The following is a 13,930-nucleotide window of genomic DNA, read 5'->3' as shown; positions in this document are numbered from 1 at the left end:
CTCAGACCCGGTCGTCGGCCGCGTCCCGCTCCGACACCTCGGATGATCCCGACGCGAGCCGTTCCACCCACACGGGCGTGGGGCGTCCCCGTCGCCGGTCGGTGAGCAGCCGACCCCGCGCCGCCGTCACCTCGATCACCGTCGGAGCGGGCGCCGCCGCTGCCACCGGGCCCCCCACCCCGAGCAGCAGGCCCCATGCCGCGTCGAACACCTCGAGGTCCTCCGGCGCGGCCAGCTCGCTCTCCGCCAGTCGATACAGCACCGCCACCCCCACCCGCCGCCGTTCGGGCGCGCCCGAGAGCACCTCGTCAAGTGCCCACTGGGTCCGCCGCCACCACTCGGCCTTCGCGTCCGCACGACGGCGCTGCGCGACGGCGAGGTACGCGACAACCCCGGCGACCGCTCCCGCGCACAGCGTGGCCGCCGGCCCCAGCACCACCGCCCACCCGAGCCAATCGGGGTCCACAGCGGCATCGACGACGGTGGATCCCCAAGCGATCAGCGATGTGGCCATCCCGCGATCTTCCCAGAAGGGGCGATCCGGACAGTCGGGACGCGCGGAACGCGGCCTCAGCCAGGCCCTCATCCCTTGCTGACGCGCACAGCACTGCCTATCGTCCACGCCATGGGCATCCTGCTGAGCGAGCTCGTGATCGACTCCCACGACCCCACAGCCCTCGCGGCATGGTGGGCCGAGGCGCTGGGGCGGGAGGCGGAGTCCGACGACGAGGACGAGGCGTGGCTCGCGCCATCGCCGCAGAACCCGCAGGAACTCGGCCTGCTGTTCATCCGCGTCCCCGAGGAGAAGGCCGTCAAGAACAGGCTCCACCTCGACCTGCGGCCCCTGGACGGATCGGACCAGGCCGCCGAGCTCGAGCGACTGCTCGCGATGGGCGCGCGGCGCGTCGACGTGGGGCAGGGCCCGGACGTGACATGGGTCGTGCTCGCCGACCCGGAGGGCAACGAGTTCTGCCTGCTCCGGTCCACGCCGTCGGACCTCTCCGCCGACCAGGCCGCCGCTGAAGCGCTCTCCTGACCCTCAGCCCTCGGGGACGGCGGCGATCGCGTCGATCTCCACGAGGGCGCCCGGTCGCGCCGGGGTGACCGCCAGGACCGTCACCGCCGTGCGCCTGTTGCCCCACACCGAAGCCGTCGCGGCGTAGGCCTCGGTGGGGTCGATCCCGGCGGCGAGGTAGATCGTCAGCCTCGCCACGTGCTCGGGGCCCGTGCCGGCGTGCGCGAGGACGGCCAGCAAGTTGCGGAACGCCTGCTCTGTCTGCGCTCCGAGCCCGTCGAGCAGCTCGCCCGAGCCGTCGGCTCCGTTCTGCCCGCCGACGTAGAGCACCGGCCCGGCGGGCACGATCATGCCCTGCGTGAAGGCTGGGTTCTGATGCAGCTCGGGTGGGTCGACCGGTGTGAGATGACTGCTCATGATCGAGTCCTTCCTGGGGCGGGCGTGCCTGCTGGACCGTGCGTCGGATCGGGGAATGCGGTCAGGCGCCCCGGAACGCCACGTCCGCGGACGGGACGACTGCCGCGAGGCGGCCGGGCGCGGCCTGGAACCCCCAGTAGAGATTGGTGTGCGCGATGACCTGCTCGGGGGGTGGCGCGCCCCACGCCGACTTGTCGCCGGTCGTGTGCGCGTCGCTGACGAGGGTCACGTCGTAGCCGCGCGTGAACGCGCCGTGGATGGTGGAGCGGACGCAGGCGTCCGACTCGGCGCCCGTCACCACGAGCCGCCCGACGCCCGCCCGGCCCAGCACGTCGTCGAGGTCGGTCCCCTCGAACGAGTCGCCGTAGGCCTTGTGGACGAGTGGCTCCGCGTCGTCGCGGACCAGCTCGGGGATGCCCTGCCAGGAGTCGGAGCCGAGCGGCATGTCCTCGTCGGAGTGCCGCACCCAGATGACCGGGACCCGCTCGTCGCGAGCCCGCTCGACCAGTGCGGCGATGCGGGCGGTGGTGGACGTGCGCTCATGCGCCCCGTCGACGACGCCGTTCTGCATGTCGATCACGAGCAGCGCGGTGTTCGGACGGCCGGTCAGCGTGGTCATGGGATCTCCTCGCACAGCGACGTTCAGCACAGCGGCGTTCACATGTGGTGAAGATCACCCTAGAACGACCCACCGACACGCGTGCGGCGGCGAAGGAGAAAGCGCGGATGAGCCAGTCGTACGCCGGGTTCTGTCCCCGTGCCCAGTTGCCCGGACACGGGTGGCGACCATCCATCTACGACGTGCGTTGCCGCACGCCTCCAGCGGTCTACCCGGGAGCTCGGGCGAGCAGCCCTCAAGCACTCCCTGTCTGACCTTGCTCCGGGTGGGGTTTACCTAGCCGCACCGGTCACCCGGCACGCTGGTGGTCTCTTACACCACCGTTTCACCCTGACCCCGCCTGCTCCGAGGAGCGTGCGAGGCGGTCTGTTCTCTGTGGCACTGTCCCGCGGGTCACCCCGGGTGGGTGTTACCCACCACCCCGCTCTATGGAGCCCGGACGTTCCTCGGCGAGCCCGAGGGCTCGACGCGGCCGCCTGACTGACTCATCCGCGCCGCCAGCCTAGCCGCTGCTGCCCACGGGCAGCGCACACCGCCCACGCACGCCGCTGGGCACCCCATGTCGGAGCCGTAGAGTCAGGGGGTGCTCGTGCTGCTCCCACCTTCCGAAGGCAAGACCGCGCCGGCCATGGGCTCCCCGCTCGACCTCGCGGCGCTGTCGTCCCCGGCCCTGAACCCGTGGCGGGAGAAGGTGCTCGACGCGCTGGCCGAGGCCAGCGCCCGCGGCGACGCGATCGCGGTGCTCGGAGTCGGCGCGAGCCTGGCCGACGAGGTCGCGCGCAACGTGAGCCTGCGTGTCGCGCCCACCGCCCCGGCCGCGCACGTCTACACCGGCGTGCTGTACGCCGCCGCCGGCCTCGCCGGGCTGTCCGGCGCCGCGGCGGCGCGCGCCTCCCGGTCGGTGCGGGTCGTCTCCGCGCTCTGGGGCCTGGTCGCGCCCGACGACGAGATCCCCGCCTACCGCCTCTCGATGGGCGTGGACCTGCCCGGGATCGGCCCGTTGGCCCGCGCCTGGCGTGACCCGCTCGCCGCCGAGCTCGACGCGCGTGGGGAGGCGGAGCTCGTCGTGGACTGCCGCTCTGCCGCGTACCTGGCGGCATGGCGCCCGAGCCGCGCCCCGCAGTGGGTGGCGGTGCGCGTGCTGCGCGAGCTCGACGGCAAGCGCTCGGTCGTCTCGCACCACGCCAAGCACACGCGTGGGGTCCTCACCCGGCACCTGCTGGCCCGCGCGGCGCCCGAGCCGGTCGACGCGGAGCAACTGGCCGCGGCCGCTGGCGAGCTCGTCGGCTCCGAACTGCACGACGTCGAGCTCGGCCCCGCCGGCCGCGGCGCCCGCGTGCTGTCCCTCGTGGTGCGGTAGCAGCGCCAGCTCACCAGGCGCCCATCCTGCGGGGTGGCGCCGGTCAGCGCCCGCGTGCCCAGCCCTCGCTCGGCGCGCCCGCCACGGCGACCTCGGTGCGCCCATCCTCGAACAGCCGCACGATGCTCAGAGAGGCCGGCGCGACGCGCAGCCTGCTCCAGGACGACGGCTGGGCGCCCAACGCGACGCCCACAGCGGCCCGGATCGAGACCGCGTGGCTCACCACCACGACCGTGCGGTCGACGCCCCCCGCCAACAGCTCGGCGAAGACCTGCGCGATGCGCCGACCGACGTCCACGATCGACTCGCCGCCCGGGGGCCGCACGTCCGCCTGGGTGTGCCACGGCTCCAGGAGCCCCGGCCAGCGAAGCTCGATCTCTTGGGCGGTCAGGCCCTGCCACTCGCCGAAGTCCGCCTCCTTGACGAGCTCCATCGTGCGCACCGGAAGCCCCAGGCGGTCGGAGACGACAGCGGCGGTCTCCTGCGTGCGGACCATCGGCGACGCGATGATCTCCGTCGGGTACGGGATGTCGCCCCAGAGGTCGCGGCCGATCCGCTCGATCAGCTCGGCGGCGGCGGCGGCCTGCTGGCGGCCCTGCGCGCTGAGCGGCGGGCCCGGCTCGGACGATCCCGAGTAGCCGCCGGCCGCCGTCATCGAGGTCTCGCCGTGCCGCAGCAAGACCACGGTGACCGGCTCGGCGTCGTCAAACCGGGGCGCGGCGCCCGACGGGCGGCGGCCACGGCCGGGGACCGGGGCGCCGGGCGCCCCCTCCTCGCCACTGAGGCCCGCACCGGCGGCCCGAGGCGCCAGGTCGCGCGCGATGGAGCGTGCGGTGTCCATGGCCTCGTTGGCGAGCGCGTCCGCTGCGGCGTTCTGCGCCCGCGGCACCCAGGTGTACGACACCCGCTCGGCGGGCAGCACCGCGCGTGCGAGATCCGCGAGCCGGCGCATCTCGGTGTGCTTGATCTGCCACGCGCCGGACATCTGCTCCACGACCAAGCGCGAGTCGAGGCGGACCTCCACCTCGGCCTCGGGGTCGATCGCCGCGGCGGCGCGCAGCCCGGCGACGAGGCCGGAGTACTCGGCGACGTTGTTCGTGGTGTGCCCCAGGTGCTCGGCACGCTCGGCCAGCACCTCGCCGGTGCGCGCGTCACGCACGAGCGCGCCAAATCCGGCAGGGCCAGGGTTCCCGCGCGACCCGCCGTCCGCCTCGACGATCAGCCTCCTGCGCGACCCCGACCCCCCGGCGGCGTCCATCAGTAGGCGTCCTCGCCCCGCACCAGGATCCGGCCCGAGTCCTCGCAGAACACGATCTCCTCGGCCGGCAGCGCCTTGATCCGCGCCAGCTCGGTGCCGGGGACCTGCAGTCCGCTGCCCTCCGAGCGCCCATGCCGCAGCCGCGCCACGGCGACACCGCCGAGCCGCCCGCGCAGCCGCTCATACAGCGCGACCAGCTTGTCGTCGAGCGGCGCGATGGTCTCGGCGCGCTTCGCGGTGACCTGCTCCGCCTCCGCGTCCAACTCGGCCAGGGCCTTGTCCCGCTCGGCCTCGAGCTCGCCGCGCTGCGCGATGAGCTCGTCATGCGCCTGGGTGAGCCCCGCCAGGGCGCCCTCATGCGCCTCGAGCCGCTCCATGACCTCCAGCTCGACCTCCTCGAGGTCGGCCTGCCTCCGACCCAGAGCGACCAGCTCGTGCTGCAACGCCTGCAGGTCCTTGGGGCTGCCGGAGCCCGAGTCGAGGCGGGCCTGGTCGCGGTCGGCGCGCGTGCGCACCTGCTCGACGTCCGTCTCGGCCTTCTTCAGCTCGCGGCGCAGGTCGTTCGCGGCAGTGCGCGAGGTGACGAGGGCGGTGTCGAGATCGGCGATCCGCCCGTCCAGCTCGGCGAGGGTCGCGAGCACGGGGAGCGTGCGGCGGCGGTGCGCGATCTGGTCCAGGCGGGTGTCGAGCTCCTGGACGTCGAGCAGCCGGCGCTGCTCCTCGGGGGGTGCTGTGGTCACGGTGCGGTTCCTTCCGACGGCGGGACGTGGTCCGGGCTCGAGACACGGTCGGTCCACGGGTCGGTGCGCAGCGTGCTGACCCTGGTCTCCACCGTAGTCCCGGTGATCTCGAGCGAGGTGCGGAGGTCGGCGGCGGCCTGGGCGAGCCAGGGCCACTCCGACGCGTAGTGGGCGACGTCCACGAGGTACGGGACCGCGGGACGCCCGGGTCCGGCCTCGAACTCGGCGCGTTCGCGCTGCTCGGAGGCCGGGTGGTGGCGCAGGTCCGCGGTGAGGTAGGCGTCGACGCCCGCGCCCCGCACCGCGTCGAACAGCGAGTCGCCCGATCCGCCGACGACCGCGACCCGCTCGACGAGCCCGTCGGGGTCGCCCGCGAATCGCACGCCCTGCGGGGTCGGGGGCAGCGCGCGGGCGACCCGCTCGGCGAACCCGCGCAGCGTCGTCGGCTCGGCCAGCCGGCCGACGCGGCCCGTGCCCGTGGGCCCGTCCCAGCGGGCCCGCTCCCACACGTCGAACGCGGGCTCCTCGTAGGGGTGCGCCGAGCGCATCGCCGCGATGACGGCGCCACGCAGGCGTCGCGGGGCGACCATCTCGACGCGCGCCTCGACCACGGCACTCGCCTCGCCCGCGCGCCCAATCGCCGGATTCGCGGCATCAGACGGTGTGAACGTCCCCTCGCCGGTGGTCTGCCATGCGCAGCGCGCGTACTCACCGATGGCGCCGGCGCCGGCCGCGGCCAGCGCGTCGACCAGCCGGCCGGCGTCCGCCACTGGGATGAAGACGACATGCTTGTCGAGCGGCTCCGCCGGGATCGCGACGAGCGGTGCGAGGTCGACGAGCCCGACGGCTCTCGCGAGCCCTTCCGCGACTCCCCCGGCGGCCGCGTCGGCGTTGGTGTGCGCGTTGTAGAGCGCCACGCCCGAGCGGATCAGCTTGTGCAGCAGCGCGCCCTTGAACGTCGTCGCCGCGACGGAGTGCACGCCCTTGAGCAGCAACGGGTGGTGCACGAAGACGAGGTCCGCGCCCCAGGCGATCGCCTCGTCGACGACAGCGTCCACGGGATCGACGGCGAGCAGCACCTTGCGCACCGGCTGGGCCGGGTCACCGGTGATGAGGCCGACGGAGTCCCACTGCTCGGCGGTGCCGGGCGGGTAGTGCCGGTCGAGCACCCGGACGACGTCGGCCAGGGTCGGGTGCTGGTCGGGGCGGGTGCTCACGGGATGAACGCTACCTGGCGTCCGGACACCCGAGCACGGGCCGTCAGCATCAGGCTGAGCCCGCTCAGCCGGTGACGACCACCTCGTCGCCCACCGCCACGCGCCCCGCGCCGACGGGGACCACCCGGATGCCGAACCACACCTTGCCGTCCCACCGGCGGTGCAGGGCGAGGGACCGCAGCGGCTCCTTGCCCCGCAGCCGCGTGTGCGGGTCGACGGTGGTGAGCACGCAGCGGTCGCAGTGCTCGGCGAACCGGTACTCGACGTCGCCGATCCGGAGTCGGCCCCACGCGTCCTCAGCGAAGGGCTCGACGTCGTCGCCGGCCACCACGAGGTTCGGCCGGAACCGCTCCATCACGATCGGCGCCGGGGCCTCGCCGCGGGCGTGGGCCTCCTCCACCGCCCACGCGTCGAGCTGGCGCAACGACGACGCCGTGGTGAGCAGCAGCGGCCCAGCATCGGCGAGGCTCAGCGGGTCGCCCGGGCCGCCGCCGTGCGCCTGCGACATCGGCCGACGGGACGGGTCGTCAAGCCACACCAGGCGCACAGGCCGGCCGAGCACCTCGGACAGCCAGGCATGCGCACGGGCGTCGGCAGCGGTGGCCACCTCGAGACGCGACAGGGTGACGGCCGTGTCAGCGCGGCCCGCGGGCTCGGGGACGCTCAGCGGGGCGCGCCCGGCGGTGTGGAGCACGATGCCCCGCGGCGCGAGGGTGACGGTGATCGCGAGCATCGCAGGGAGCTTGCGCGCCGTCAGCGTCTCACCGCGCTCGTCCACCACCATCCAGCGCCGATCGCCGGCCAGGCCCAAACGCTCGACGTCGGCGGACTCGACCGAGACGCCACGCAGGGACTTCACAGGGAACAGGTTCAACTCGCCGACGTGCACGGACGCCGACGCTAGCAGGGCTCCGCCGCCCGCTCCGCCGCATGACGCGCAGACTCCTGGGGGTGGGCCCGGCCGGTTTCGAACCGGCGACCTCCGCGGTGTAAACGCGGCGCTCTGACCAGCTGAGCTACAGGCCCCTCGACGGTCGCACAGCCTACCGGCCCGGTCGTGGCCCGGCAGGCGTGTGCGCCGTCGTCCTCAGGCTGTCAGGCCGTCGAGCGCGGCCCGGTAGGCGGCCAGGTCACGCGCCTGCCCTGCGGGGTTCACGACGCTCCAGCGCAGTACCCCGTCGGCGTCGATGAGGAAACTGCCACGCAGCGCCCGGCCCCGCTCGGCGTCGAACACGCCATAGGCGCGCGCGACCTCCCCATGGGGCCAGAAGTCGGAGAGCAGGTCGAACGTGTAGCCCTCCTGCTGGGCCCATGCCCGCTGGGAGAACGTCGGGTCGCAGGAGACCGCGAAGAGCCGGACGCCCGCTTGCTCGAATGCCGCGATGTTGTCACGCAGCTCGCACAGCTCGCCGGTGCAGATGCCCGAGAACGCGAACGGCACGAACACGAGGACGACCGGGGCTCCCCGCAGCGCGGAGAGCGTCACCGGCGTCCCGTGGGTGTCGGTGAGGGTGAAGTCTGGAGCCGGGGCGCCGATGAGCGGCGCCGGCTGTGCTGTCACCGTCAACGACCGCGCCCGCGGTAGCCCAGACGGGTGGCCGACCAGTCATCGGCGATGGAGAAGGTGCTCGTCACGTGCAGGCCGGCTGTGGTGCCAGCCTCCTCGAGCTCGCCGTGGTCGACGTGCCCCGTGCGGCCCTTCTTCGGCGTGAAGACCCAGATGGTCCCCCCGTCGTCGAGCACGGTCTGCGCGTCGACCAGCATGTCGGTGAGGTCACCGTCGCCGTCCCGCCACCAGATGATGACGCCGTCAGTGACGTCGTCGTAGTCCTCGTCGACGAGTTCGGCCCCGGTGGCCTCCTCGATCGCGCCCCGCAGGCCGCCGTCGACGTCGTCGTCATATCCGAACTCCTGGATCACCTGACCCGAGGTGATTCCGAGACGACCCGCCGCCTGTGCAGCCGCGTTGTCCGCGGTGGATGCCACGTCCTGACCCGTTCCCTTCCGTCACGACCGCCCGGGAGGGCGACCTGCTGATGCTCGCAAACCGTAGCCCACCGCACCGGACGGTGCTCTGGCAAGGGCTGGTCGTGTCGTTCCCGCGTCCGCTGTCGCGGACGTCACGTCCCATTTTCGGTGTCCGGTGTGACTTTGTGGGCTGCGAGGTCGGAGAATGGCTGCGACTACCCGAACCTGTCGAGCCGCAGCAGCGTGCCGCGACGGCGCCGGGCCAAGAGAGCGCGCTGAGGCTGATGGCCTCGCCGCGAACGAGAGGCGAGGAGCACAGGTGGCTTCGACCGAGGACACAGGTCCGCTCATCAACGGCTTGCTGAGCCAGGTACCGGACATCGACCCCGAGGAGACCGGCGAGTGGGTGGACTCACTCGACGGCCTGATCGACGACAAGGGCGGGCCTCGCGCGCGCTACGTGCTGCTCAACCTGCTGAAGCGGGCACGCGAGCGCAACGTCGCGATCCCGACGTCGCTGAACACGCCGTACGTGAACACCATCGGTGTCCACGAGGAGCCCTACTTCCCGGGTGACGAGGTCCTCGAGCGGCGTTACCGCTCGTGGATCCGCTGGAACGCGGCCGTCATGGTCACGCGCGCGCAGCGCCCCGGGATCGGGGTCGGCGGGCACATCTCGTCGTACGCCTCCGTGGCGACGCTGTACGAGGTGGGCCTGAACCACTTCTTCCGCGGCAAGGACCACCCGGGCGGCGGCGACCAGGTCTACTTCCAGGGCCACGCCTCCCCCGGCGTGTACGCCCGCGGGTTCCTCGAGGGCCGGCTCACCGCCGAGCAGCTCGACGGGTTCCGCCAGGAGCTCTCGCACCCGGGCGGCGGCCTGCCGTCGTACCCGCACCCGCGCCTGGCCCCGGAGCTGTGGGAGTTCCCCACGGTGTCGATGGGCCTGGGCCCGGCGTCCGCGATCTACCAGGCGTGGACCAACCGCTACCTGCACGAGCGCGGCATCAAGGACACCAGCCAGCAGAACGTCTGGGCGTTCCTGGGCGACGGCGAGATGGACGAGCCCGAGAGCCGCGGCATGCTGCAGCTCGCGGCGCAGCAGGGCCTCGACAACCTGACGTTCGTCGTCAACTGCAACCTGCAGCGCCTGGACGGCCCGGTGCGCGGCAACGGCAAGATCATCCAGGAGCTCGAGGCGCAGTTCCGCGGCGCCGGCTGGAACGTCATCAAGGTGATCTGGGGCCGCGAGTGGGACGTCCTGCTCAACGCCGACAAGGACCGCGCGCTGGTCAACCTCATGAACGTCACGCCTGACGGCGACTACCAGACGTTCAAGGCGAACGACGGCGCCTTCGTCCGCGAGCACTTCTTCGGCCGCGACCCGCGCACCAAGGCGCTCGTGGAGAAGATGACCGACGACGAGATCTGGGCGCTCAAGCGCGGTGGCCACGACTACCGCAAGCTCTACGCGGCCTACGCGGCGGCGACGGCCCACACCGGCCAGCCGACCGTCATCCTCGCCCACACCATCAAGGGCTACGGCCTGGGCTCGGGCTTCGCGGGGCGCAACGCCACGCACCAGATGAAGAAGCTCAAGTCGGACGACCTGAAGACGCTGCGCGACTCGCTGCACATCCCGATCACGGATGAGCAGATCGACGAGAACCCGTACGTCCCGCCGTACTACCACCCCGGCCAGGACGACCCGGCGATCCAGTACATGCTGGACCGGCGCCGGGCGCTGGGCGGATTCGTCCCCGAGCGGCGCAGCAAGCACACCCAGGTCAAGCTCCCCGACGACAAGACCTACGACCTGCTGAAGAAGGGCTCCGGCACGCAGGAGGTCGCCACCACGATGGCGCTCGTGCGCCTGTTCAAGGACCTGGTGCGGGACAAGGAGTTCGGCCACCGGATCGTCCCGATCATCCCGGACGAGGCCCGCACGTTCGGCCTGGACGCGATCTTCCCCTCGGCGAAGATCTTCAACACGAACGGCCAGCACTACCTCGCGGTGGACCGTGACCTGATGCTCTCCTACAAGGAGTCCGAGAGCGGCCAGATCATGCACACCGGCATCAACGAGGCCGGTTCTGCGGCGGCGTTCCAGGCGGTCGGCACGTCCTATGCGACGCACGGCGAGCCGCTGATCCCGTTCTACTTCTACTACTCGATGTTCGGGTTCCAGCGCACCGGCGACCAGTTCTGGGCCGCCGGCGACCAGATGACGCGCGGGTTCCTCATCGGCGCCACCGCAGGCCGCACCACGCTCACGGGCGAGGGCCTGCAGCACGCCGACGGGCACTCGCCGCTGCTCGCGGGCACCCAGCCGCACGTCGTGCACTACGACCCGGCGTACGGGTACGAGATCCGGCACATCGTGCGCGACGGCATCCAGCGGATGTACGGCCAGGACGACCCGCGCGACCCGGATGTCATGTACTACCTCACGGTGTACAACGAGCCGATGATCCAGCCGGCCGAGCCGGAGGACGTCGACGTCGAGGGCATCCTGCGGGGCATCCACCTGATCGCCCCGGCCGAGGGCGACGGGCCGCGCGCCCAGATCCTCGCGTCGGGCGTGGCGGTGCCGTGGGCGCTCGAGGCCCGTCAGCTCCTCGCGGACGACTGGGGCGTGCGCGCCGCGGTGTGGTCTGTGACGAGCTGGAACGAGCTGCGCCGTGACGGCCTGGCCGCGGACGCGCACGCGTTCCTGCAGCCCGGCGAGGAGCCGCGCGAGGCGTACCTGACGCAGAAGCTGCGCGGGGCCGAGGGCCCGTTCGTCGCGACGACGGACTACGACCACCTCGTCCCCGACCAGGTGCGCGCGTGGATCCCCGGCACGTACGCCACGCTCGGCGCGGACGGCTTCGGCTTCTCCGACACGCGTGCGGCTGCCCGTCGGCACTTCAAGATCGACGGTCCGTCGGTGGCGGTCCGGGTGCTGCAGCAGCTCGCTCGGACGGGTGAGGTCCCCGCGGACGCTCCCGCCAAGGCGATCGAGCAGTACCGCCTGCACGACGTCACCGCCGGCACCTCCGGCAACGTGGGTGGCGACTCCTGAGTCGCTGACCTGACAACGGGAAGGCCCCGGACCGCATCTGCGGTCCGGGGCCTTCCTGTTGTGAGCGTTGTCCAGGCGTCCTCGCGGGGCGAGGCGCCTCAGGCGTCGGGCGAGTGCTGCTCCGCATGTGCGATGGCCTCGCCGAGCTCGAGCCGGAGCCCGGCCGCGGCGTCAGGATCGGGGTACATGTCGAGCGACGCGAGATGCTGCTTGGCCTCGAGCGGGCGGCCCGCCTCGAGCGAGGCCAGGACGAGCTGCCTGCCGACCTCGAGGTCGTGCTCGCGCGGGCGCCAGTGGCCGACGCCGAGCCAGAGCGCGTCCACGGGCTTGTCCGCCTCACGCAGCACCTTGAGCCCTTCCGCCAGCGCGCGGCCGGTGGGGTCGCGCTCGGCGGCCGTGGTCAGCCGGCGCAGGGTGCCCTCGTGGTCGTCGCGCACCGACAGGCGCGCCACCTCGACGAGCGGGTACCAGGCACGGGGGTTCCCGGCGAGCTCCTCGCCGAGGGACCAGACCGCCAGGTCGGCGGCGCGTTGGCGCTCCCCGTCGGGCAGCGCCCGCGTGAGCGGGTCGTGCTCGGACCCCTCGGGCTCGGCCGCGCGACGGCGGACGATCTCCGCCAGAGCACGGAAGGCCCGCTCGTTGTTCGGGTCGTCGCTCAGCACAGAGCGCAGAGCGTCCTCGTGCAAGGTGTCCCCCCGGCGCGCAGTCTTGGTCGGACGCCGCGCACCGACCCGCGACGCCGACGAGGGGCGGCGCATGAGCTGACGGAGTCGCGGCAGGAGAGCCATGACGCGACCTTAGTCGCTCACCCCCGCCTCGCGCTCCCCCACGCGCCGGTTGTCGCACGTTCGCACCCCACCACGCTTTTGTCGACTTCCCACAACTCGGCCCTTATGCTCGGCCCATGGTCTCGCAGCGTCGCCACCCCACCCCCTCCGCCGGAGCGTCGACGCCCGCCCGCGATCACGATTCGGACGTCTCGGACAACCCGGCGAGCAAGCGTCCGGCGCCCGCGCAGCGGGCCGGCATCGAGACGCTCCGGCGCGTGCGCGATGGGAACGGGCTCCTCCCGGCCGCAGCGATGCGCAGGCTCGACGAGGACCTCGACTGGTACCGCGCGCTCCCGGCGGAGGACCGCTCCTCGGTGGGCCTCGTGGCGCAGGCCGGGATCACCGCGTTCGTCACGTGGTTCAGCGACCCGTCGAGCCCGCCGCACGGCGTCGGGGAGATCTTCGCGGCGGCGCCGCCCGAGCTCACGCGCTCCATCTCCCTGCAGCACACCCTTCAGCTCGTGCGCGTGCTGGTCGACGTCGTCGAAGGGCACAGCGACCAGCTCGCGGCGCCGGGGGCCGAGCGCGACCTGCGGGAGGCCGTCCTGCGGTACTCCCGAGAGGTCGCGTTCTCCGCCGCCGAGGTCTACGCCCGCGCGGCCGAGAGCCGCGGCGCCTGGGACGCGCGCCTCGAGGCGCTCGTCGTGGACGCGCTGGTGCGCGGCGACGTGGACGACTCGTTGCGCTCCCGGGTGGCGGCGCTCGGCTGGGTGGGACGCGGCCAGACGCTGGTGATGGTGGGCACCACGACGTCTCCGCTGGACGATGTCCGCACCGCCGACCTGCGCCGTGCCACGCGCCGCGCCGCCGAGGACGCCCTGGTGGGGATACAGGGCGATCGGCTGGTCGTCTTCCTGGGCGGCGAGGGGGACCTCGCGGCGGCGGCGGTCTCGCTGCTGCCCAAGTTCGGGCCCGGGCCCGTGGTGATCGGCCCGACGGTGCAGCATGTCGTCGACTCGGCCCGCTCGGCCCGTGCCGCGTTCTCTGGGCTGATCGCGGCTCCGGCCTGGGAGCAGGCGCCGCGCCCGGTGCAGGCCGACGACCTGCTGCCCGAGCGGGTGCTCATCGGCGATGCCACCGCGCGCCGCATGCTGGTGGCCCAGGCATACGTCCCACTGGCCGCGAGCACGGGATCGCTGCTGGAGACGCTCTCGGCGTACCTCGGGGCGGGCCGCTCGCTCGAGGCCGCCGCGCGCACCCTGTACGTCCACCCCAATACCGTCCGCTACCGCCTGCGCCGGGTCGCCGATGTGACTGGCTGGGACCCGCTCGACCCGCGAGAGTCCTATGTGCTGCAGACCGCGCTCGCGCTCGGGCGGCTCGGCTCCGACGGGTGAGGACCGCGAGCCCGCAGGGCCTTTGTAGGGTCGACACAACGGCCTGACCGAAGGTTGGTGCGCGTCGTGGGGACCGCCCGAAGGTCCCTGGACGGCATAGTCGAC

The 13,930-nt window shown here is 72.9% G+C and carries 14 protein-coding genes, 1 tRNA gene and 1 other RNA gene; 4 read left to right on the top strand and 12 right to left on the bottom strand.

What is annotated here, in order from left to right; all coding sequences use genetic code 11:
- Nucleotide 1: 1 nt before the first annotated feature.
- On the bottom strand, nucleotides 2-514 hold the full coding sequence (locus BN3788_RS14970) for a hypothetical protein (RefSeq protein WP_066587865.1): 513 nt from the start codon (nucleotides 512-514) through the stop codon (nucleotides 2-4).
- A gap of 111 nt (nucleotides 515-625) precedes the next feature.
- On the opposite strand from BN3788_RS14970, the gene BN3788_RS14965 reads away from it, so the two are divergent.
- A complete protein-coding gene (locus tag BN3788_RS14965; protein ID WP_066587860.1) occupies nucleotides 626-1,036 on the top strand; it encodes a VOC family protein in 411 nt (136 codons plus the stop codon).
- 3 nt (nucleotides 1,037-1,039) lie between these two features.
- On the opposite strand, the gene BN3788_RS14960 is transcribed toward BN3788_RS14965, so the two are convergent.
- The 3 genes from BN3788_RS14960 to rnpB form a co-directional block, all read right to left on the bottom strand.
- Nucleotides 1,040-1,432, bottom strand: coding sequence for a RidA family protein (locus BN3788_RS14960; protein ID WP_066587858.1), 393 nt, complete (start codon nucleotides 1,430-1,432; stop codon nucleotides 1,040-1,042).
- 61 nt (nucleotides 1,433-1,493) lie between these two features.
- The gene (locus tag BN3788_RS14955; RefSeq protein WP_066587856.1) at nucleotides 1,494-2,051 is read right to left on the bottom strand and encodes an isochorismatase family protein; all 558 of its coding nucleotides are present in this window, start codon (nucleotides 2,049-2,051) and stop codon (nucleotides 1,494-1,496) included.
- Between the two features lie 104 nt (nucleotides 2,052-2,155).
- An RNA gene (gene rnpB / locus BN3788_RS14950) (RNase P RNA component class A) lies at nucleotides 2,156-2,539 on the bottom strand.
- 95 nt (nucleotides 2,540-2,634) lie between these two features.
- Here rnpB and BN3788_RS14945 point away from each other — a divergent pair.
- The gene (locus BN3788_RS14945) at nucleotides 2,635-3,411 is read left to right on the top strand and encodes a YaaA family protein (protein ID WP_066587854.1); all 777 of its coding nucleotides are present in this window, start codon (nucleotides 2,635-2,637) and stop codon (nucleotides 3,409-3,411) included.
- Between the two features lie 43 nt (nucleotides 3,412-3,454).
- On the opposite strand, the gene BN3788_RS14940 is transcribed toward BN3788_RS14945, so the two are convergent.
- From BN3788_RS14940 to BN3788_RS14910, 7 genes are all read right to left on the bottom strand, one after another.
- Nucleotides 3,455-4,669 (bottom strand): bifunctional RNase H/acid phosphatase, encoded by a 1,215-nt coding sequence (locus BN3788_RS14940; protein ID WP_066587852.1) that lies wholly within the window; start codon nucleotides 4,667-4,669, stop codon nucleotides 3,455-3,457.
- Nucleotides 4,669-5,409, bottom strand: coding sequence for a zinc ribbon domain-containing protein (locus BN3788_RS14935; protein WP_066587851.1), 741 nt, complete (start codon nucleotides 5,407-5,409; stop codon nucleotides 4,669-4,671). Before BN3788_RS14935 ends, BN3788_RS14940 begins: the two co-directional genes overlap by 1 nt.
- Nucleotides 5,406-6,626, bottom strand: a complete 1,221-nt coding sequence (locus BN3788_RS14930) for a Nif3-like dinuclear metal center hexameric protein (RefSeq protein ID WP_066587849.1) — start codon at nucleotides 6,624-6,626, stop codon at nucleotides 5,406-5,408. Before BN3788_RS14930 ends, BN3788_RS14935 begins: the two co-directional genes overlap by 4 nt.
- A gap of 64 nt (nucleotides 6,627-6,690) precedes the next feature.
- Nucleotides 6,691-7,515 carry an MOSC domain-containing protein gene (locus BN3788_RS14925; RefSeq protein WP_066587847.1) on the bottom strand — a complete coding sequence of 275 codons (825 nt, stop codon included), beginning with the start codon at nucleotides 7,513-7,515 and terminating at the stop codon, nucleotides 6,691-6,693.
- Between the two features lie 63 nt (nucleotides 7,516-7,578).
- Nucleotides 7,579-7,652: transfer RNA gene (locus BN3788_RS14920), tRNA-Val, on the bottom strand.
- 61 nt (nucleotides 7,653-7,713) lie between these two features.
- Entirely contained in the window at nucleotides 7,714-8,187 is a 474-nt protein-coding gene (locus BN3788_RS14915; RefSeq protein WP_066587845.1) for a peroxiredoxin, read from the bottom strand.
- Nucleotides 8,188-8,189: 2 nt separating this feature from the next.
- Nucleotides 8,190-8,612 carry a DUF3052 domain-containing protein gene (locus tag BN3788_RS14910; RefSeq protein ID WP_066587841.1) on the bottom strand — a complete coding sequence of 141 codons (423 nt, stop codon included), beginning with the start codon at nucleotides 8,610-8,612 and terminating at the stop codon, nucleotides 8,190-8,192.
- A gap of 301 nt (nucleotides 8,613-8,913) precedes the next feature.
- On the opposite strand from BN3788_RS14910, the gene aceE reads away from it, so the two are divergent.
- The gene (gene aceE, locus BN3788_RS14905) at nucleotides 8,914-11,658 is read left to right on the top strand and encodes a pyruvate dehydrogenase (acetyl-transferring), homodimeric type (protein WP_066587838.1); all 2,745 of its coding nucleotides are present in this window, start codon (nucleotides 8,914-8,916) and stop codon (nucleotides 11,656-11,658) included.
- A gap of 98 nt (nucleotides 11,659-11,756) precedes the next feature.
- On the opposite strand, the gene BN3788_RS14900 is transcribed toward aceE, so the two are convergent.
- Nucleotides 11,757-12,320 carry a hypothetical protein gene (locus BN3788_RS14900; protein WP_108723866.1) on the bottom strand — a complete coding sequence of 188 codons (564 nt, stop codon included), beginning with the start codon at nucleotides 12,318-12,320 and terminating at the stop codon, nucleotides 11,757-11,759.
- 242 nt (nucleotides 12,321-12,562) lie between these two features.
- Between BN3788_RS14900 and BN3788_RS14895 the strand changes: the two genes are divergently transcribed.
- A complete protein-coding gene (locus tag BN3788_RS14895) occupies nucleotides 12,563-13,825 on the top strand; it encodes a PucR family transcriptional regulator (protein WP_082812961.1) in 1,263 nt (420 codons plus the stop codon).
- The last annotated feature ends 105 nt before the right edge of the window (nucleotides 13,826-13,930 follow it).

The sequence above is a fragment of the Cellulomonas timonensis genome, assembly GCF_900046455.1.
GTDB classification, from domain to species: domain Bacteria; phylum Actinomycetota; class Actinomycetes; order Actinomycetales; family Cellulomonadaceae; genus Cellulomonas_A; species Cellulomonas_A timonensis.
The sequence above is the reverse complement of the archived record's forward strand: the minus strand, read 5'-3'. Positions and strand labels throughout refer to the sequence as shown.

Coding starts and splice junctions, on each gene's coding strand:
- BN3788_RS14970 (WP_066587865.1), bottom strand. CDS start 514: ATGGCCACATCGCTGATCGCTTGGGGATCCACCGTCGTCGATGCCGCT.
- BN3788_RS14965 (WP_066587860.1), top strand. CDS start 626: ATGGGCATCCTGCTGAGCGAGCTCGTGATCGACTCCCACGACCCCACA.
- BN3788_RS14960 (WP_066587858.1), bottom strand. CDS start 1,432: ATGAGCAGTCATCTCACACCGGTCGACCCACCCGAGCTGCATCAGAAC.
- BN3788_RS14955 (WP_066587856.1), bottom strand. CDS start 2,051: ATGACCACGCTGACCGGCCGTCCGAACACCGCGCTGCTCGTGATCGAC.
- BN3788_RS14940 (WP_066587852.1), bottom strand. CDS start 4,669: ATGGACGCCGCCGGGGGGTCGGGGTCGCGCAGGAGGCTGATCGTCGAG.
- BN3788_RS14895 (WP_082812961.1), top strand. CDS start 12,563: ATGGTCTCGCAGCGTCGCCACCCCACCCCCTCCGCCGGAGCGTCGACG.